14 protein-coding genes are annotated in these 21,859 nt (G+C 38.9%); all 14 read right to left on the minus strand.

Annotated elements, in window-relative coordinates; genetic code table 11:
* Positions 1 to 111: 111 nt before the first annotated feature.
* A complete protein-coding gene (locus OM416_RS27435) occupies positions 112 to 1,365 on the minus strand; it encodes a mechanosensitive ion channel family protein (protein ID WP_264934827.1) in 1,254 nt (417 codons plus the stop codon).
* 146 nt (positions 1,366 to 1,511) lie between these two features.
* A complete protein-coding gene (locus OM416_RS27440) occupies positions 1,512 to 2,153 on the minus strand; it encodes a polysaccharide deacetylase family protein (RefSeq protein ID WP_264934829.1) in 642 nt (213 codons plus the stop codon).
* A gap of 682 nt (positions 2,154 to 2,835) precedes the next feature.
* A complete protein-coding gene (locus OM416_RS27445; protein WP_264934831.1) occupies positions 2,836 to 3,408 on the minus strand; it encodes a zeta toxin family protein in 573 nt (190 codons plus the stop codon).
* Positions 3,401 to 3,598 (minus strand): hypothetical protein, encoded by a 198-nt coding sequence (locus OM416_RS27450; protein WP_264934833.1) that lies wholly within the window; start codon positions 3,596 to 3,598, stop codon positions 3,401 to 3,403. Before OM416_RS27450 ends, OM416_RS27445 begins: the two co-directional genes overlap by 8 nt.
* Before the next feature lie 97 nt (positions 3,599 to 3,695).
* The gene (locus OM416_RS27455) at positions 3,696 to 4,175 is read right to left on the minus strand and encodes a hypothetical protein (RefSeq protein WP_264934835.1); all 480 of its coding nucleotides are present in this window, start codon (positions 4,173 to 4,175) and stop codon (positions 3,696 to 3,698) included.
* Positions 4,176 to 4,724: 549 nt separating this feature from the next.
* Positions 4,725 to 5,372 (minus strand): hypothetical protein, encoded by a 648-nt coding sequence (locus tag OM416_RS27460; RefSeq protein ID WP_264934837.1) that lies wholly within the window; start codon positions 5,370 to 5,372, stop codon positions 4,725 to 4,727.
* A 57-nt stretch (positions 5,373 to 5,429) separates the two neighbouring features.
* The gene (locus tag OM416_RS27465) at positions 5,430 to 6,497 is read right to left on the minus strand and encodes a hypothetical protein (protein WP_264934839.1); all 1,068 of its coding nucleotides are present in this window, start codon (positions 6,495 to 6,497) and stop codon (positions 5,430 to 5,432) included.
* Positions 6,498 to 6,757: 260 nt separating this feature from the next.
* Positions 6,758 to 9,583: a hypothetical protein gene (locus OM416_RS27470; RefSeq protein ID WP_264934841.1), complete on the minus strand. Its 2,826-nt coding sequence runs from the start codon at positions 9,581 to 9,583 to the stop codon at positions 6,758 to 6,760.
* The gene (gene dpdK, locus OM416_RS27475) at positions 9,580 to 10,092 is read right to left on the minus strand and encodes a phospholipase D-like domain-containing protein DpdK (protein WP_264934844.1); all 513 of its coding nucleotides are present in this window, start codon (positions 10,090 to 10,092) and stop codon (positions 9,580 to 9,582) included. The genes OM416_RS27470 and dpdK overlap by 4 nt, the downstream gene beginning before the upstream one ends.
* Positions 10,089 to 14,630, minus strand: coding sequence for a protein DpdJ (gene dpdJ, locus OM416_RS27480; protein ID WP_264934846.1), 4,542 nt, complete (start codon positions 14,628 to 14,630; stop codon positions 10,089 to 10,091). Before dpdJ ends, dpdK begins: the two co-directional genes overlap by 4 nt.
* 14 nt (positions 14,631 to 14,644) lie before the next feature.
* A complete protein-coding gene (locus OM416_RS27485) occupies positions 14,645 to 15,349 on the minus strand; it encodes a hypothetical protein (protein WP_264934848.1) in 705 nt (234 codons plus the stop codon).
* Positions 15,343 to 18,459, minus strand: coding sequence for a protein DpdH (gene dpdH / locus OM416_RS27490; protein WP_264934850.1), 3,117 nt, complete (start codon positions 18,457 to 18,459; stop codon positions 15,343 to 15,345). Before dpdH ends, OM416_RS27485 begins: the two co-directional genes overlap by 7 nt.
* Position 18,460: 1 nt before the next feature.
* Positions 18,461 to 19,327 carry a protein DpdG gene (gene dpdG / locus OM416_RS27495; RefSeq protein ID WP_264934852.1) on the minus strand — a complete coding sequence of 289 codons (867 nt, stop codon included), beginning with the start codon at positions 19,325 to 19,327 and terminating at the stop codon, positions 18,461 to 18,463.
* The gene (gene dpdF / locus OM416_RS27500; RefSeq protein WP_264934853.1) at positions 19,324 to 21,846 is read right to left on the minus strand and encodes a protein DpdF; all 2,523 of its coding nucleotides are present in this window, start codon (positions 21,844 to 21,846) and stop codon (positions 19,324 to 19,326) included. The genes dpdG and dpdF overlap by 4 nt, the downstream gene beginning before the upstream one ends.
* Positions 21,847 to 21,859: the final 13 nt, after the last annotated feature.

Genomic DNA, 21,859 nt, shown 5'->3' on the forward strand with positions numbered 1-21,859 from the left:
GCTTATGAATTGAAACGATATATTCAAAAAGGTAGAGCTGTTATGATACCATATCATTCGTAATGGATTACTATGAAATAGTTTTATCGCATCCATTTTCGAAAAAAAATCCTAATACTCTCGTGCAAATTGTTTATCCTCTTTCAGTTGCACAATATCATGCCCGGTTGGATTCTGGAATGCACGCAGTCCAAAGGTTTGCGCAACCGCAAAAATGTGGTCAAAGATATCTGCTTGCACATTCTCATACACACCCCAGTTAATATCATTGCTGAATGCGTAGATTTCAAGGGGTAGTCCGCGATCTTCCGGTGCTAGTTGTCTCACAATCATCGTCATATCCTTATTGATTTTCGGATGATTTCTCAAATATTGATGGATATATTCCCGGAATACACCGACGTTCGTCAGCTGTCTTCCGTTCACATTGCTTTCCATATTCACCTGGTGCTCCATGTTATATGCTTGAATTTCCTTCAATTTTGCGGAAACATAATCGCTCAAGTAGTGAATTTTCTCAAATTCCGCTACCATCTCTTCCGTACAAAAACGAATACTGCTGATATCGATATAGACACTTCGCTTAATCCGTCTGCCACCAGAGACCTGCATGCCTCTCCAGTTCCGGAACGAGTCCGAAATGAGGGCGTAGCTTGGAATCATCGTAATCGTTTTATCAAAATTCATCACTTTCACTGTGTTCAATGTAATGTCGATGACATCACCGTCTGCATTATATTTGGGCATTTCAATCCAGTCACCGACCCGCACCATGTCATTAGAAGAGAGTTGAACGCCGGCTACCAGACCCAATATGGAATCCTTGAAAACCAGCATCAGTACAGCCGATAACGCACCAAGTCCACTCAGGATAATAAGCGGATTTTGTCCAATCAGGCTGGAGATGACGATAATTCCACCAATGATGAACAAGACGATCTTGGCTACCTGAATGTAACTCTTGATTGGGCGAATCTTCGACACTTCATAGGAACGATAGATATCATCGAAGACATTCAGCAGTGCGTTGAGCACCGTAATCATGATAACGATCATGTATGTCATGGCAGCCTTTTCAATCAAAGCCTGATAGGACGGGAAAATATAAGCTGAGTAATAGATGATAATCGCCGGCACGAGATGCGACAGCTTGTGGAATAATTTTTTCTCCACAATGATGTTGCCCCACTTGTACCGATTGTTGTTAACGATATGGTTGATCGTCTTCAGCACAATCTTTTTGGCTATAAAATTCGCCACCACCGAGATCACCGCTATGAAAATAACCATAATTATATTCGAAAGATATCCAATGGATGGCTCACTCATGCCCATTCCCTCTAGTTGATTTCTAATAAAGTCCATTGTTTCCTCCTGACATAGTCTAGTTTAGCCTATTATTATAAAGTAGATTAAGGTGGTAAGCAAAGTTTGTGCTTCCGCTCCGTTCTTCCTATGCATTATATATTAAAAAAAGACCCTTTCATTCAAAGAATGATGGGCCCACTTGATTATGTCGTCTTTTCATCATGCTCACGAGAAATGTCCAGCAACTCACTTACTGTCACCAAACGGTACCCCTCCGCGACCAGCTCATCCACCAGTATACGAACCGCCTCCACCGTCTGGGAACGTTCCCCGTACCCGTCATGGAATATGAGCACGTTGCCTGGTTTCACCGCAGACCGGGTATGCTCCAGAATGTGCTCAACGCCGGGATTGTCCCAATCTCTCGCATCACCGTTGACCGCACTAATCGTGCGATATCCGCTCTCCGCCGCCAGAGACAGTATATCATCATTTACTCCAAAATAGGGCGGTCGGAAGCTGCGGGCAGGTTGCCCCGTGACTTCTTGGACAAGATTTTCTGCGCGTTGCAGCTCCTTCCCGGCTTCCTCCAGCGTCAACTTGGTCAGATCCGGATGCGTATAAGTATGGTTGGCGATTTCATGCCCTTCACGGTGCACCTCTGCCGCAATCTCCGGGTGAGCCTCTATCTCTTGGCCAATCATGAAAAACGTCGCCCGCCCACCGACAGCGCTGAAAATCTCAAGTATTTGAGGTGTATACACCGGATGCGGCCCATCATCAAACGTGAACGCCACAACTTTTTCCCGAACAGACTCCTGCTCTACCATCGCGATATTGCCCATAAATAATGACCCCTCTCTGCAACTGACTGGCTACATCCCCCTTATTATTCCATGTCTATACGCCGCGGTCTAGTCAAGAGATCACAACTTCACCTGCTCTCTAATCTAACCTTTGATCGCACCTGCGATCATGCTCTTCTGTCTGGAGGCATACTTATTAAAATTTGCAATGAGTCACATAAACAAGCCACTCAGTCACTACTGTTTTTTCGAGTATTCCTCAAACTAACTCCCCCTGTATCTCTTACTATTCAAAACGGCACCTGTCCAAAAGTTTAGTAGGTGTAGAATTTCAGAACGAGAACATTCTAAGTGCAATATCTAGTGGTTTAATAAACCTATCATTCTTGAAATTCAGGGGCATTAGAGCAGCAAAAGGTTGAAATGGAAACGAAGTTGTTAGAAGTCCATTAGGTAAAAGAAAAAGCAGTCATTACAGAAGAATATCTGCAACAACTGCTTTCTGACTTAAGGACCACATCTCCAGACGTAATCTTCTTGAAATCATGAAGTTGATTGGTAATTACGAAGAAAAGGTACTCGTCTACAAGGAATATATGGAGTCACGTCATCTTTAAGCTACAAGTTGTGGATTTGAGGCGAGGGGAGTCGAAACCCTGTCCGAAGATAACGACACATAAGCTTCTACGGGTGTAGTCACCGTTTTGATGTCACCCAAGTATCAGTAACCCTTAAGAACAGGATTAGCCCAAGCAGGTATGGGCTCAACACAATAGATCAAATCACTCTGTATGATTTCCGCAACAATTAAAGGCTCGTATGTATTATCAATAATGATAACCTGATCTGCGATAGCTAGAGCCGGTTTAAGGTTCTTCAATGACTCACCATATCGATAACGAATGTCTTCTTCTGCAATCCAATGTCCACCTTGTTCAACACGAGAGGCTACACGATCTATATGCATTTGAACATCCTCAAGACCGATATAGTATACGACAATTTCGTAACTGTTTTGTTTTGCTATTTCCATATGTTTTAAAACAAATGATCCGGACAATGTCGTTTCAATAGCGAAGTTTATACCACTTTTAATGAGAGATCGGATTCTTTTCACAGCTTCCCTGCCAGCAGACAGGTCAGCACTGCGCGGATTCTCTGGCTTCAACTCTCTTGCAATTTGATCCGGATCAACCAGTTCACCAAGCCACTCTCTCATTTGCATACTGAGTGTACTTTTCCCTGCTCCATTGGTTCCAGCAAACACCGTCATGACTGGTCTGGTTTCACTCATGATACTCAAACTCCTGGCGTTTCCCAGTAGCATCAAATATAATTTCGAATTTATTACCCGCAGCATCCTCACGAACGCGTTTGTTATTCTTTATATAATAAATAGAGGCACCTGATTCTTTAGCTTGTTTCCGTGCATGTTGACTTGCTTTGATTAAAATTTCTTGGAGTTGTTTTCGATTTGTAAACATTCTCAGTCACCCTCCAGTTTTAAATTATCCCTATTATATCACAAACTGAATACCACCAATCAGAACACTGATTGATGGTATTATATAGCTAAAATATTTATCCATTTTTTCTTTCATCTAATTCATAAATTGTTCCATTTTCTTTTCGTGTATATTTCGCTTGTATTTCCTCATTCTTTTTCCATTTTTTAATTAGCTCTTTTGAGTAATTCCAGTAATTTTTCACTTCCTTTGCTTGAAAAACTCGATGACCATTAATCCATATTTCAGGATGTATCTCTTTATTATCGTTTATAAAAAGAAGTGCTCTCTCAGGTGAACTACTAAGTCGATAGCTTATAGTAAATCCCCTAGATTGCTTCCTTAAATTATCTACTTCTCTCCATACTTCAAAGTTAAAATAGGTGAAATGACTTCGCTCCTCAGAATGAGTGTAACAATCGCCACACCCTTCACAAGTTAACTCAATTGCATTGTCTTTTTTATAACTTAGTCCGGTACAAATCCTAAATTTATATGTTTGATTGCACTTATTGCATAACAAGCAATCATCAGCTACTTCTTTTAATATACTCAAAAAGTCAACAATTCTCTGCTGTGTGAAGTCTGCTCCATTATCAGCAGTTAACTTTCGTATCATTTCAGTTTAAAATTTGAATAACGAAAACAACGATCCTCCCCTGACTATTTCTCTAACTAAATTCTTATAATCTGAAATGTGAATATAGTTATCCTTCTTAATAGTCATTAAGGTCAATGTCCTCACTCCAAATCTATTAATATTGTAATTAGTATTACCAGAATAATAGATTGATATACAAAAACAGCCACCAAATGGTGGCTGTCACTGATACTACTAATGGAGGCGAGGGGAGTCGAACCCCTGTCTCCTATGTTTTAACTAGAATTAAATATAATTAACTGCTTTTAATCAACCCTTATTACTTATGAATTTTTAACGAAAATATTTCAGAAAATGTTAAGTACTAATTTTCTGTTTTAGTGTCTTTTAGCACTTTTGACTACAGTCCGTCTACAGGAACGGACGGGATGTTTGCACAAATCAAATTATTAAGACATTAGGGTAAAGGCTATTTAAACTTCCTACAGAAAATATTTTTAGTTGTTACCCAATAAATATCGGGTTTAAATAGGCGAATTTCCCAGATATCTGTTTGTAACCATTTTTCTCATCAAAATACGTAGGATCCCAATTAAAGTTTATAGGCAGTGTTGGAAGTGGAATTTCATCTATCAACTCTGAGGAAAGTATTCTACTATCAAACACATAACCTTCTCTTGTTTTATAATTAATAGTTGCCTGCTTTTTTAGATCCTTATTGTTTAAATATGAACTTTCATTACAAGCAAATATAATTATACCTATTTTGATTTCATTGATCCCTTTAGTAACAAGGTAGTTCAGACGAGCAACATCTCTATATAGACTAAGTCTTGTGTCTGTTTGATTCGAGCTACCATTAGTACTTTTCTTGGGTAGTTTAAATTCAATTGCTACTTTGTATACTTCATTCGTATATATTATAAGATCTAGATATTTACTTTTACCTTGAAGATCATTGTAAGGCTGCGATTCAAAATCAACCACTAATTCTACATTAGGATCAATATATTTTATGAGACAATACGAGAATAGAAAGACAAGGGACTTTTCACTTGAGAGTGGGTATCCACTTTCAATTTTTATTTTCACCATGCTCCATACATCCGTAATTATAGCATGTATATTATTTGGATTTATCTCACTTTCCATTTAATCACATCCCCAATCATTCAATTCAGTTAGCTATTTATGAAATTAACCTTAACTTTACTCATAATATCTCAATTCATCGTCTATAATAGAAAGTATTTTATTTCCCTCCTCTTCTGATAATTCCCCCTCCCTGACTAACATGCTAATGCGCTTATTACCTTGTGCATACAAAAGATACGTATCCACAAGACGTCTGTATAATTTTTCAATTTCCTCTATTATTGCAAGCATATTATCCGTTGAATCCTTAGTAACCAAATCAAGGGTAAATGTTGGAGTAGCCAGATGACATGTATTGAACTTCTCAGACTCTTCTCTTGATCGCTGTCCAGAGAGTTTATCATGCATTATTGTAATTCCACTTATAAGATACTCCTTCAATACTTCCTCGTTTTTCATTTCGTTAGGAACAAGCTCCAGTTCATACGGTACAGGTAGCAAAAAAGGATATATTGGAGCGAAACCATGTTTTAGTTTATTATACATATCGTAATATGTTACTGAATTGGTAGTTTCTCGACGAATAGCTTCACTAATTCCTTTCATAGAATCAAAGATAGTATCAGTTGTTACACTAATACCCTTCCACAATAGCTCTTTTTCATCATCCGTTAAATGTTTGAATATACTATTTAAGTGTCCTTTTGATTCAGCCATGCGAAAAATCTGTTTTATTTTCCTACGCCCACCGCTAGCACTAATACTGTTAAAGAACGCCATTGGATCTGTGTAAGCAAGAAAATATTCCGCAATGCTAGTTTTATTTAAGTTAAATTCTCTACAAGCGCTACACATACCAGCGAAATCCTCTAGTATAGTACCTAAGCGTAATATCATGTCACAGTATAATGTCTGAAGAGTTAATTCATCATCTATGTTGGACTTATTCTGATATGTATCAACAAATGTGTTATAGAGCACCTTAAACATTTTTGTTCTATGAGATATTCCGAAGTATCTTTTACTCCACAAAATTTTCAAACTCTCTATGTCTATTACATCCACTCCTTTTAAAAAATCATCTCGACTATCCGGCCAAGGTAAGACACTTATTGTCTTGGTACCGTTAACTTGATTACTTATATTCAATTCCATTTCTTGACCTAATATTTCAATTCTCATTGTAAACCTCCAAAATAATTAATTAATCATAAAAACTTGAGTTTGTATTCTATATTTCCTCTTTTATAAACAATGATATACTCACCTATACAAGAAAACTGTACGGATATAAAATTTAAACTACTTCGATACCTAGTTTGAGGCGACTGTAGATAAATAAACTTTACTACCCAAAAAAGAATACTACATAATAAATAAATGAGGGATCAATCTGATCCCTCATTTATAAAGGCTACCTCTAGAATAGCAGTTACTCAGTACTAATTGCTTATTTCTTTAATGTAATGATTAGAATACTCCATCAAACTTTCTACGATTCCTGCTTCCCCAGAACTACGAGGATATATTGGGTCACGTGGAAGAAAGCCTTTAATTCCCAAGGTAAGAGCATGAGATATACAATCAGTAACAATTATCGATATATCCGATTGACGAGCGTAAGATTTGGTCTGATCAGTAGCACGATCTTGTGTGCAAACTCGAACTTGTAAATATGGATTTCGAAGCATAATTCGATTTGCAGCACGTTGAGCAGCCTTTTCCCTGCAAGAGAAGATAGTAATAGTCATTGGTGGAAGTTGTTTTAGAGGATCCTGTTCTCCGCTCTGATCTTGATTAAGGATCTCCTGCAATTCTTGTAAAATCAAATAATTCCCTTCAACTGCTTTTCCTAATTCAAGAAGAAACGGCAGCAATCGTCCCGTTTCTTCATCAAATTTATCGTACAGTCTGCCTATCCATTCATCCCATAGAAGTTTAATTTCCATTCCAGGAACACCATAATCATAAAATAGTTCCATTAATTCAAACACAACTTTTAACAATTGTGCGGTCGGTTGAATTGTCAGCCAATCATGTGTAGACTTCCACTGTATCTCAGCAACCTCAGGCTTTTTAAGTAGTAACCCATTCTGTAAGGTAAATAAACTCTGTAGAGTCTCTTTATTTTTCCCTGCATATAATCGAACTATATCAGTTAGCGTTTCATAGAATTCCGCATCTTCATTTACAGGAAAATTAGGATCTTTACTGACATAATTAATGAATGGAAGCAAGGATCTCGAAATAATATTTTTTTTAGCATTTTCCGGTTCTTCTACTCCCCATTCTGTCATCCAGTCCTGAATACGCAGAATACTAGTTGGTGTCCAATTATTATAATTTATTCCCAAATAATCCAACCAATCCATCAAGAAGTGATAACCCTCGGTAGCTTCAAATAAAGCGGAGTACCACGTCTCCCATTCCTTTGGCATCAATCGTTTTTCCAACTCAGTCCATTTTCCATCTAATATTTCTACTTGCTCTTTCAATCGATCACGAATACTGTGAATGAAACGCCAACAAGATAACTGATCAGGACAAGGCTGTTCTCCAACCGTTTGAAGAAATGAATACAACATCTCAAAAAAATTAATCGAGGAATAGTTTTTCCACCCATAGCTTAATTGTTCAAACAACTGACGATACTGTATTGAAGATAACCCTAAACGGACTAAAGTTTCTGACCAACTAGTAGCTAGTCTCATTTCATAAGAATCTCCTTGCATGTCCATCAATAAACGGCGGTGAATTTCCAAGTAAACTTCCTTGAGTTTAGGACGTGGCCATGCAGGATCATTTTCAAAGTACCGAATTATATAAGGAAGTGCTTCCCTTTCTGCCTCTGTATCACGACGTAAATTCTCTAAAAACCTGTCTATCTCCACTTCGTTTTGAAGAAAATCCTCTCTTCCCCAATCTCCAAATCCTCTCTTTGCCAGTTCCACGGCAGTGAACCTACCGAGATCTTTATACCTCTCTAGCCATTCATTCCAATTGATAGGAAGCCTAGTAGATAAATTTAAAGTATTGTCAATTTGCAGATATGGGATCAAATATTCATAATAAACACGTATTTGTCTACTCGTTAGAATCGAATGCCACTCTGCTTCATCCAGATGGGTGACTGCACTTGCCACTTGTTTATCGATCATAAAGTCTTGTAATTCAAATGCACATAAGAGCATAATCTGTATTTGTTCTTTCGATGAAGGCAGGTTCAAAGCAATGGCTATTGCTTGTTCAAACCTCCCCCGATCCGCAAGTGATTTTGCCTCTACCAATGAAGGAATCCCTGTATCTACAGGTTCTTTCTTGTCATTAAACTCATCCGAGTGAACAAGTTCCAATAAAATCGATTCTATCTCTGTTCCCTTGCCTACAGCCAGTATGTCACGCTGCATTTCGATCTGAGGGGTATCAGTATCTACTGCTCGTAGCATAAAACTAATTAGAGTTTCTGGATGGATCAGCGAGCCACGAGCACGATATAGAGATTGATATTGTGGCCAAACCTCTTCTCTAAATGTAGTTTTTAAAATTTCCACATCATTGATATGCTGATAAAGGTAAACATGAAATACAGCTCTAATTAAACTTTGTGTAATCCTTGAAGGACGCGATGCCTTAATTAAATCTTCATGCTGCGGATGTTCGATAATTTCCTTCCAGAATTCAAAATGAGCCAAGAATTCAATACGCATGAATAAAATATTGCGTGGATCTAATAGGCGATAACGTTCCAACAACTGAATTTGCCTTTCCGCTTCATCCTTCTCATTTGCCTGTAATGCCAATTCAAAATTACGCAACATTGGATAAGGTTCATTGGGTCTACCAGATGACTTACCAGTTTTTTTATCGAGCAGCTGAAACATTAAACTTGCCTTATCTCTAATAATGCTGTCATTTCCACGAAACGTAAAATAATAACCATTGGAGAATGTATTAACAATTTGATCCATCACATGAGGAGTTCCGTCTATATGATAATCATTAAAGCTACTGTAGCTTGGTCCAATAAAGGAACGAACTTGCTCTCGTAATTGCGTGAGTGACTTTTCATCAAATGCAATTGCAAACCAAGTCAACGTTTTATCGTTTTCCATAAAAGGTATTATGGTTGGTACTGGTTGTTCACCCTCCAGCCTGGAAATACAAAATGATAACTTGTTTAATCTCCCAGATGTGTAGATCTCCCATTTAAAGAGGTTAGGGCTAGAAAAAAATTGTTCTACAAAGTTTTGTGTAATTGGTGTAATCATTCAACTTTCCCCTCACCCCAACCTCGATTCCAAACAATTCGGTTTTCCGCCACTTCATTAGAATCCGCAGTGTATTGTAAAAATTCATCAAGAGTACTAATCCCGTTATAGGTAAAATTCATTGATCCACTTAAATAATAGTTATCTCCCAATAAACCTTTACGGTGTAATATTGCATTGTATCGTACATCAAAGAATTTTGAAGTCTTACTTTGAATAGCTTTTACGAAATCTTCATTGAGATCGATTTTGCGTGTTTCTAAATAAAAATTCGTGCCATGATCAATAAGATATGCAATGACATCGGAAAAATTAATATCCTTACGGGCCCATTGTGGTTCAAGAACCAAAAATTCATTAGACCTATTACGAATAACTGGAATATCAGAAATCCAGGGAGAGGCCAAGAAAAGTTGGCGACTGGGTCGTATCAATTCAGCAGTTAGTAAACTTTGTAGTAGATCCGGAATTTCTCTAGAAACAGCATTTGTATATATATAACGTGTCATTGTAGTGCCTCCCGGATCTCTACATTTAATGTATAAAAGTTATTTCCTCTCGTTATACCCTCCACCCTCGGAAAGACATGTAAATAACCTAAATCAATAGGTTCTTCAGTCAACTCGAAGATGATATTGCTTATTTCAAGTTTTCTTTCCACAGGAATCAAAATTTGCACAGATCCTTGTTCAATTAGCATTTCACTAGTCTTTTGTTTCCAATTTGGATCTGGAATTTGAATACGATGGTGCAAAAGCATAGCATCAAGAACTAATTCCCTATCCGTCGGCGGGTTTATTGTAAACGGGTTATACGACTCAAGTGCTCGACGACGAATTTGGGACCCTTGAGGCCAAATCAAACTATAAACCACATTAAAACGCCAAAACATATCATTTAAAGCTAAAGGATCTATATGTTGCAGGGCAGCATGAATATCATTAGTCTTCGAACCATCCGCGCTTGATATATAAGCAAACACACGAGCATCCATCTCAATTCCTAATCGAGTTTCTTCCTGTTGCCACAACTGTAGCAAACTAAAAAGAAATTGGTCTGTCTCAGGATTACTACCTGGACGAAGAATCCGATTAAACAATCCATTCATGACTGGCAAGGTTGTTAATATACCAAGATCTTGGAGTTGCTTTCTTAAATCTTCCATAGCTCGGTTAGTTTCATGATATCCTTTTGCATGCCGAAAGCCCTTAATTCGTTCAGATAGCAATCCATTATTCTGAATCTTTTCTAGAATTTGCGACAGCTCACTATGCACTATTTCTGCATCTGATGGAGACAGCGCACTCTCGATTAAACGGTAAAAGCGACGAGGATCTCGCTGATAGTTATTTGCTATCTCCTCGATAATTCCACTTCCCCCATCAATTGTTTCTGTAATCCATATCTCATCATCCGCATTTTCCCAACTTCCATCTTCCTTTTGGCGCGAACCACCTCCAACATCCAACAGTAGTTCACTATTCCGATGTGAACTAGCCATCTCGTTACACGCACTCAAAATAGCTTCTCCCAGCGTAGATACCCAACGTTGACGAGCCCATTTTTCCCACTCATTATTGGGGTTCTGCCATAGAACAGAGGCTAAATTTTTTAATCTATCAGCAACCTCGGGTATTTCAAATAATCCAATTAATTTTAAATGGGTGCGTTGATACTGTTCATCTTCTCCATCCTCTTCGACCATATCTGATTCATTTGGCGAATTGCTAAGAACCTGGAAGACGACATTCATAACTTCGTCCATGGCCGTTGAAAAATTTTGATTATGAATAAATTCACAAGCCTCCTCCAATGGACATGTTTTTGACATAGCTACTTGTAGCAACGCAGATAAATATATTTCAGCCATTCGCTCAAGTACAAAGATGTTAGCAACTTTCTTTAACACTGGATCATTGACCACTATATGTTGAAAATAGAGGGATCGAAATGATCTCATTTTAGCTTCATTTCTATCTTGCAAAGATATTAAATTATCTGGAATCTGTGAGAGTGTAAAACGGATACCATCTACTTGTTGAATAAATCCCAGAGCAGCTGGTTGATCATCATTAAGTGCGAACTGAATAGATAATTCAACAGGATCAGATTGATTTATTAAGCGCACAGAAGCATCTGAACCGGTTGTAAATCTTCTGACATTCACCCAACTATGATTATCATGAGTAAAGAATCGAACTTCTTCAATTAAAGACGCCCACCTAGATCCTTTTGGTATAATGGCTTGTTCTCCAAAATCGTTATTTTCATTTGGTGATATTTGGCTTCTCCAGATCATGCGAGCGTTTGACTTAGTGTCGATGGATCCATCAGATTGTTTTGGGCGAATTTTCCACGGCCTAAGAACAGGCAATTCAAAGCAAGTATCACCTTCAAAGTACTGAAAGAACCCAAGATGACGATATTCACCCTCCTGACAAAATTGACCTATTAAGAGTTTTTGTGGCTCTACACTTGATTTTAATGAGGCTGGCTCAATCCAATGACTTTCTGCACCATGTGAAACACCAAAACGTCTTGAAACACGACCAGGTGCAAATGTATTTAAGGCCTGTAAAATATCCATTGGCTCTTCGGGCCGTGGTTTAATTGATGAAGAAGGTAGGACAACCTTCACCTCTGGAAGACTTAAATCGGTAAAAAGATTGGCAGGTACGAAATCAGGAAGAGGGTGACCGAAGGTGGCCATCTCTTGATCACCATCTAAACTAGCCCAGTTAGTCTCTAAACGTCTGAGTAGCGTTGGTAACACCTCTAGCATTAAAGAACGAGGTGGTTCCCACATAAGGGACTGCATACTTTCTATTGAACAATCTAATGCTTTTCGAATGTAAATTTCCATTTTCGATCTGAACGAACTTTTATCTTCAAGAACATTCTTAATCAATTGAATTACTTTAGACCGAGATGAAAGATATTTATCGTCATTTTGGGGCTGAGCAAACATATACCATAAACTTCCGTAATATACCTTCTGTTGCCCTAATTCATAAGCAACCCAGTCCATGAAAGTGAATACAGCTTGAATACGCATTACATAACGATTCATAATTGGCAGTGCTTGACGTTCGAGTACTGGTTGAAAAAGTGTCTCATAACTTTGATACATAAAACGATCCCGACCAAAGTCTGACAAAATTGTAACCATCCAAGGTCGCATACTCGGATCACGTCCGGCTCTTCCTTTTCGCTGTAGAAAAGCAGCAAGTCCTCGAGGTGCTTTATGCTGAATAACTGCACCAACCTGTTTATCATTGAACCCTACCTCAAGGGAAGGGGAAGAAACAATTACTTCTGCGTTAGCATCTACCCCTGAATCTTGTGAACTTGTCCGACCTATAATTAAGGACTGTTGTAAATCATGGCCAATCTCTTCTGCGAATAACCATGTTTGCCCTGATCGCATCTGCATTGGTCCATCAAATCCTGCACTACTATAGCTCCGAAGAGCGGCTAGCGGCTCTTTATCACGTCGCTTTTCTTTGGTCTTACTATTTCTCCCTTCAGCATCAAGCATTGTATGATATAAACGGTTAGTCACATCCAAGTCGTCTGCGAACAAAAATAGTTTGGATCCATAAGTACTTACATTTTGAGATTTGGCTTTCCTTGGGTCCAACATACGCCGTAGTAACATAGCAGCTTGAATTGTAGTGGACATTAGAGAAGTACCTGAAGCTGGATCACCTCGTAATATAAGTTGATATTCCTTCCCCTTAGATTCCATTAAGCCTTTTGATGCTTCGACTTCAAAAATGTCACTTCGATTTAAACCAGTGAGATCACTAAAAAAGTCACCAGCTTCGCGAAGTGTAGCCGACAATCCTACCATTTCAACTGGCGTCTTTCCGAGTGCATAATGCCATCTACGGAGTAATAATGCAACCTGTGCACCGTGCGTCCCTGTATATGTATGCACTTCATCAAGCAGTACAATTCTAGGTGGTTGATCCACATTTAAGCCAATCAATCGGCTGTACGTATAGTCGCTCATGTACCTGTTCATCATTTCTGTAGTAGTAAACAAAATATCTGGTGGAGATTTTTTCATCGACTCACGAGTGAGGGGCATCACATTGCCCTCAATAACCGTAGCACAACCTCTTTTAGTACATACTAAACGTTCCTGCCCTATAGCATGATCTGTTGTTGACCAAGCTAAGTCTGACTGGCAAATTGGACATTTTAGATAAGGACATATGAAGCCATTTACACCTTTATCCCACTTACCTATCACAGAGTCTTTTTTTACTGGTGTATCGCCGAATACAGCCCCTATAGAAATTGGACGCGCTAATTGCATGTTCTGGTTCATATCCCTTATCTCATTTAGGGTATCTGTAAATTGATCTTTCAATAACTCATTTCTTGGGTACAAAGCAATAGCTTTAGTCCATTGTGTATCATCAATCCTAGATGCTATCCAAGATAGAGCAGGTAAGTAGAAAGAGAGTGTTTTACCTGTTCCTGTACCGGCAGTAACAATAAAACCACGTGATTTCTCTTCTTGTAAATCCTGAAGCATCCGGGCTGTGGCATTCCGTTGAAATTCGGATAAGAGAAATCCATCCCCTTTCCCTTCCATAAATGATTTCAGTGCATCAAGTTCATAGGGCTCTATCTTATCTTTTAACTCTTGTAAAAGAATGGATCCATCTATAAATCTTTTTGGATACTCTCGTGTACGCAAGTTAAAGCGAAAATCAGAAACAAGAGTAGGCGCATTTTCCCATTTTTTTGAGGGGAACCATTGACGAAGTCGAAATAAGAGTCGAACAGTTTCTGCCATTCTTGTGCGCCATATTTCTCCATCTCTTCCTGGTAAAGAGGAGATCATTCGTTCCTCGTACAATTCATTTTTTAATTCATCAGCAGACATATCCTCAACTTGATACTTTTCAATAAATTCAGTCACTCTTTGATTAAGTTCTTCCTCTGTAAAAGAACCTTCGACGTAACCCCACGACAAATACCTAGCCTCTTGTTCTTCTAGTTCATTAAGGAACAACTGCTTCCAATCCATCATGAAGTCTCCCCTTTCTATATTCGTATTGTGCAGTGCTTCAATATCCCGTTCTGCTCTAACCATCTGATTACGCTTGGAGTATAAAGGTTTATAGGAGCACCATTTGAACTTCCTGCTTGTTTAAGAAAAATAAGAATATCTTCGGAGACATTACCTTGTCCAAACTTCTCCCACAAAAAGTGCAGTTCATTGATTTTATTTTTTAACTGATCTGTTACGGAAACCTTTAAGGGCAACTGTTTAGAAAGAGAAACAATATCCAGCAAATGGCTTTTCATCGTTGCAATGTCACGCTGAAAACTTGATATTTTTTCAAAAATATTTAGTGTTTCTTGTTGGATACGTGGACAAGATTCTTGAATATATTTATTCCAATACTCAAGTAATTTTTTTTCCAAAAATTCAACGGAATTTTTCAATGTTTTCTGATAAGATTGAAATTCTGTTGTTTCCAAGATCCAATCTGATTGCTCATGATATAATTTCATTTTAGAATCGGTCAGTCGTAATACCGGGTCTAATGTATCCCTAAAGTCTGGACATTCAATTCCTGCGTCTATCATCACTTGGTAACTTGTACTAACCACATTGAGACTTCTCACAAGCTCTTGAAGTTGAATACTACGTGAACGAAACTGCATCAATAAATCTTTTTCAACTTCCATCCTATGCGTTGTTTCGACAAGTTTAATAAATCTGGTCGCTTTCTCAACTAACATAAATTGTCCTCCTTGTAGAAGGATCTTAAACACTCTGTAATAAGGTTGAATTGGGAATCAATCTCAACTTTTATCTTTTCTAGATTTTGTACAGCTTCGTTCGTCTGCAAGTCTCTTAAATCTCTCTCAACCTTTTGAGTAGATTGATCAAGAAACTTATCCAAAATATTCACACTTTCCTCCAGTTCGGCAATCTGATCAACGGGTAGTCTGCCTAACTCCACGGCAGCATCCAACAAACTCTTCGTCTCTAGCCTCTCGATACTCTTAATGCAGGACTTTATTGGAAACTTTTCTAACCGATTAGCTGCAGTCGAAATCTTATTTTTATCATCACGAAGAGAGGCAGACGTTAAAGATCCTTCAAGTGCTTTCTTAATGAGCTTAGCTACTTCCCTAGTCTCCAAGTCTTCACCAATAAAGCATTTCATTTTTTGTGCCCATTCTACTTTATCTTTTCGTTCAGATTCTATAGCAATCAATAGATCATTTTGGATCAACTGTGCGCACTTTATTAACTTATCAAAAGCACTTATTCGATCATCTGGTGGATCTGTAAGTTGACCCAACTCTAAATTCTTGAGCCGCTTCATAACCATAGAAGCATCAATTACACGCGCTCGACTAGTTCCACTGTCACCTTTTACAACAGCTAAACGAGATGTTGCAATTTTAGTTATATCATCACGATGTAGAGTTAATTGATTAAATAGCTTATCCCATTGGGGAGACCTTCTCCCCCTAATAGATGGGATAGAATTAAAGAGTGACATGGTTAAAGATTCGGATGAGCAACTCTCAGTTATCCCCCCCATCGCAGCAGTAACACCTAACACTTCAATCGCAGGCGGAAGTGGGTCCCATGCCCCCTCCGCCAAAGGGATGTTGCGCAGCTGATTGAGCAAAAGTGCACTCCATCTCTCAAGATAATTTACAGTTTTCCTAAGATACTGAGGCCCCTTTGGGAACTCCCAATGTTTAAAATGGTTAAAATAGATCAAACCTTGTAACGCCAATGCCGTATCTTCCCCTTTATCTCCATTCTGAGGAAGGAAAAGTTGGATCGGCCCTGTACTTTTTTGGGTGGATTGCGAACGAAAATTAATAATTGTCTTTTTCCACAATCCTGCCTCCGTAAACCACACCTTATTCAAACCTACACTATCCCAAGCAATAAAGTTATTCAGTGCTTCGAAAACTAAGTCCCTTAGATCTTGAGTGACATGCTGACTAATGATTCCTTCGTTACCCCAGGAATCGACCTTCCTCAGTAGCTCTTCAACCTTAGTTGGGAGTATTCCTAGTTCTGCTGTTCCTGTTCTCACTGACTCTTTTACAGAAGATAATGACTTAGTCGATGTCTCGGAAGAAATAGCGCTCTGCGAAATAGCAATTCCATCTCTAGAATCTCTAACATCTTCTAATGTAGATGAAGTCTCAGCTATACCCTTGTTTGAATCGATAAATGTAGTTCCTCTATTTAATATCGGCAACTTAAAACTTTCATGTACATAAGGGTGCAAATCTACAAGTTCATATCCGTTAGTCCAAAGTTCTATTAGAACATTACGGCGGTCAAAGTGAATCGGATCTTTCGTTTCCATTTCTCTCCTTGTTATTGTATTTAAGCGATTCTCTGTTTTTCCACCAAAATGGTCAAAGAGAGAAGAAGGAGGAAACAAACCTTCTCCAATAGCACCAGCGTAATTTTCTGTTATATAACGGAGTACTTTACTGATTAAGAGACGAGGATTGAAATTTGTTTCCTTTGTACTTCGTTCATACATAGAGTGAAGAGCTATACGGTTAAATGGATAAAGTCCAATTCCATCAACCTCTCCGAAGGCTTCGTGACATTGATGTATATATGGGCACTCTAAATCTGAGCATGCTGATTGGAGAGTCTTCTCTTTACCTTCTTCTGTAGACCACTGAACAATTCTTGCTTCAGGCATACGAATTGCATTCAAATACTTTGCAGCAAATCGCTCGATTTCTTCAGAAGGTACGAGTTCCTCGCCTACATCAAGCATCACACGGAAATCTATTCGGGTGAGGATTGTATCCTCAAAACGTTTAAAATAACCAGTGGTACACCCAAGGGCAACACGCATATCGCAAAGTTTATCTTCGCCTGTCTGATCAGCAGCAGCCTTGTAAATTAAAGCATCTAACAATTGATAGTCAATCCCCTGTAATACGGTAAAATCTTCAATTAGAAGTATCAGTTCTATATCTCTTCGGGCCAATTCGGCACGAACCTGATTCATAAGTTTAACTAAATCTGTACTAGACAAACTGAGCATAGCGGAGATAGCTTGGTCTAAATTTTGATTAATCCAATTCACTGCCCTTTGCTGTAATTCATTATCACCCACAAGATCCGAATAAGTAGAAATTGTAATATCGCTGGCTTGATTGATAAATGAAATATTTAAAGGTAAGTCTTCGACTGTAAATTCTCTTCGTTCATTAAGCCGTCCACCATTGCCCCCAATAATGTGTTCGGCCAATAGATGAATGATACCATCTTCCTTAAACCATTCCCTGAGAAGGGCAGGATCCCGAAACAAATAAGGTAAATTATCTATAAAATAGTGTTCAAAATCATCCAGTCTCTCCATTGAGTGATTGCCGTTTGGTCCAATTGCGAGGGTTATATTATTATGTAGCATTTCTTTAGCTTGGGCTAACGTTACATTCCCAACTGCATGCTGCACCCTTTGGCGATATTCATCAAATACATGACCTTCTAATCCCTCAAGAATCATCAGGATAATCTCTTTTAGGTTTGTTAACCTTGGAATGAGAAGCACTTTGCGTCCACTTGGGTCTATCTGTGCTTCTAACCAACGGACTAGATGAGACTTCCCCGTTCCAGACTCCCCCAAAATAGGGACGAAAACATGCTCCTTTTTATCCAAAAAATCATGTAGAAAAGTGTTCTCATCGTAAGCAGCACCCTGGCTATGTACCTTAACACCAGAAGATTGTTTATACATTTGTATGGGGTGATGTGTGGCCAAAAATATATGCCGGTCAACGTGAAGTGCATCGGTGTCCATGACTTTATGGATTTGTTGAGTATTCCAGCAAACCTGTAGTGTCACGTTATACCTCCTCTCTTAACCAAGTAATCTCTGAGTAACGATGCATATATTGGTTTTCAGAAAATAAATATATGTCAGCATCCGATTTTTTCTCCAACCGAACAATGTTCTCCTCTTCTAAACGCATCCATGCAAAAGATGTAGCTTGTGATAAGTGACCTTCTTTTAGATTTTCGGCTCCATATTTCAATCTCAACGATTCACGATAGTGCCCCATTTCCATGACAGGGCAGAGTTTAGAGAGTCTTTTAACAATCGTATCAATATTGTGTGTAGGCTTATCATGAAACAACTGAGGTAAATAGTGACGGATGACTCGTGTTGGATCCGGAAACAACATTTTAGGCAACCTTGAGACAAATCCGAAATAGAGAGCCCAGTCTTCAAATTGTCCGTAACGAGGATCACTAGTGCAGTCCATTTTGTCCTTTAGCTGAATCATAAGAGCATTCTCAACTGCTTCCCAGCTTCCAGGGGCATTGTAAGGGTTCTGGGACAGATACCAAGCTATTATTTTTGCTAGATCAGCATTACTGTTACTTTCGAAATTTGAAGAAGTAAGTGCTTTTTCCCGAAGGACATGAGGTAATGCTCTCTCAAGCTGTTTATTATCCAGTATCTCTTTAGGTAAATTTTCGGGTACCTGCAAACAATTATCTGACTCTTCTATGAGATTTAGTTTGATCAATTCAGGTATGGTAAGTCCAATAAAATCTGTTTCATTACGATCAGTATTAGCAAGTGCTTGCGGCATAAGAAGTTGTTTTAGCTTATTTGTCTCAATTCTTTTATGCGGCATTTGTAAAGTCAAACGGTATATTGCAGAAACTCTACTCGGGGTTGCTTGAACGTTCTTCATCAAACTCATAAACTGACCTCTTTTCTGAACGCCTCATACAGATAGGATCGTATATCTGTCAAGTCTCTTACATGGTATTCACGACGCATAGGATGTTCCATATCTTCTGGAATAAAAAAAATTACTGGAGAAGCAGAATCAGCCTCTTTACTCATCCAACGAAATACAAGAGCATCATCTTCCTTTTTTTCGTGGATAACTAAGGTAGGAACTTTCCAGTGTAATCTCGCAAGCCGAGCATAGTCATTTATTTCACTAGTAAAAAGCAAAAGTCTTTTAGATAGTGTCTCATCTTCTCTTATTAAATCAAGCCAATGATCCTGTGCCACTATATGTTGAATCCCTTGGTTAGCAAACCAACGAATAGTACGAAACATAGTGAGTTTCTCCTTCAAATCGACTCGATTTGGATTAAGGGCAGCCCCAGTCCGATAAAGAATCAGTTGGTTACGCACCGGATCTAAATAGTTTCGCAACATAGGTTTAATTTTTTGACTGACTGGCCATTGAAGGGGGTATGAGTTTAAAGCAGGCATACTAGGTTCGTTTCTTACTTCTCTGCATGCCGGGCAACCACCACAGGCGCGCGCCACAAAAATTTTTTCATCCTTTTTCTCTGAGTTAGATATAGAATAAACTTCTTGTATAAGGTGGGCTACACACTCCTCACTTTTGAGCAACCTTTCCATTGCTTCAATTTCGCCTCGACTAATACGTTTACTTAAAGTACGGTATTCCTCGACCTCATCCCAAAACTCATCTTCTTTATGATCATGCCTTAACATTCGTATAAACCGCCAATTTTCTCCACCTATCGAACTATTTCTATCTGTTGCCTCTTCCCAATCAAACTCTAACACCCCTAATCTTGCTAACATCGTTAATGTTTTTAGGTGCCACTGCTCATTGTAATCATTGCGGGTGTCAATTCTTTCTGGTTCAACTCCAGGTGATATCGTTATAGGTAGCAGGAACATATCTGTGTGTCCAGTAACAGGTTGACGGTTCGCAAACATTCTTTCCCAACGTGATCGAGCTTTATCTATCCCTATCAGTTTTGGTGAATTTATTTTCCGAGCCTTCTCGATGTCCTCGTAATCATACAGCAGTAATGACATGCAAGCTCGGCCGTCTCTCCCACCTCTTCCTACCTCCTGATAGAACCGATCCACTCCTTCAGGCACACAAGCATGAATAACTGCTCTTACTTCAGTTTGATCCACACCAAGCCCAAATGCGGAGGTCGCAACAACCATATCTATTCTTCTCTCTTGCCAGTCCTCTATAATTTTTTCACGTGAAGATTGAACAGTTTGCCCGTGAAATACTTCGATTCGTTTATATCCTTTACGGCGAAGCTCTGAATAAAGGTGAACAGCGTCTGCTACCTCTGTTGTATATATAATTAAAGGTCGTGGTAAATGATGCACCGCATCTAATAGTTTCTTCATTTTTTCTTGGTCACTATAACACTTGGAGATCCAATAAGCTGGCTCAGGCCTAAGTGTGACAGCGGAGAACGATTTAAAGCCTGAATCCCCAAACAGCGTCTCCAATAGCTCGTGGCAAGATTCCGTAACCGTTGCCGATAGTAACAAAGTTCGAAAGGGAATAACCGAAATTCTTCGTATCATTCTTCTCCAGCCAGCAAGCTCTTGAAAAGCTGGGCGGAATCCCTCTCCCCACCCGTCTACCGTGTGAGCTTCATCAATAACCAACATCTTTAAATATCCTTTTTTAGCGGCTATTTGAAGGGGGGAGTTCAATGAATTTAAGACACTTTCAGGTGATGCAAATATAATTCGTTGAGTTCCATTTTTAATTTTATTTTTAATCTCTTCATTTTGCTGAGCACGGGATGGACTAGAGAAATAAGCCATCGGGTGCTCAATAAGTGGCATAAGTGCACGTTCTTGATCTAGAGCCAGTGCTATGGTAGGCACTACAACTACCGTAACTCCTTCTTGTTGGGACATCATCAGAGCAGGCAATTGCCCACACAAACTTTTTCCTGTTCCTGTAGGAAGATTAATCAACAGTGTGGCATCCTCTGGAGCAGTCAGGATAGTTCGCATGGCATCTCGCTGAGATGAACATCGATAAGACTTTTTTTCTGATACCTTTAAAAAGGGATCACCTGAGACAGTTTTTAGATGGGTTCGCTTTACAAGTCCATACAATGGTCGATCCGGTTCGTCTCCTTCTTGATAAGTCAACCAGTCGGGCTTCCATGACTCAGCGTATAATAAATAGCCGTCCTCATGCTCTTCAAGAATTTGAATCCCAACTTCACGATACATCTCTGGAGTTGGCCAACCTGATATATTTGGAAGTTTTAATATAATTCGCTGACCCTGGTTTTGTTCGGACTCTGTCCGTAGTACCCCACGAATAATTACGGCCAAATCCAATCCAGTGACCCCTTCTTTAACCGCTAAGGCAAATCGGAGAAAAAACGGGTTTTCAAACTTTGGGGGATCAATGTTTTGTTTATCAAGCCAACTTCGTAACTCGTCCCATTCATTCAAATCCGATTCCCTC

It is taken from the genome of Paenibacillus sp. LS1 (assembly GCF_026013365.1).
Lineage (GTDB): Bacteria > Bacillota > Bacilli > Paenibacillales > Paenibacillaceae > Paenibacillus.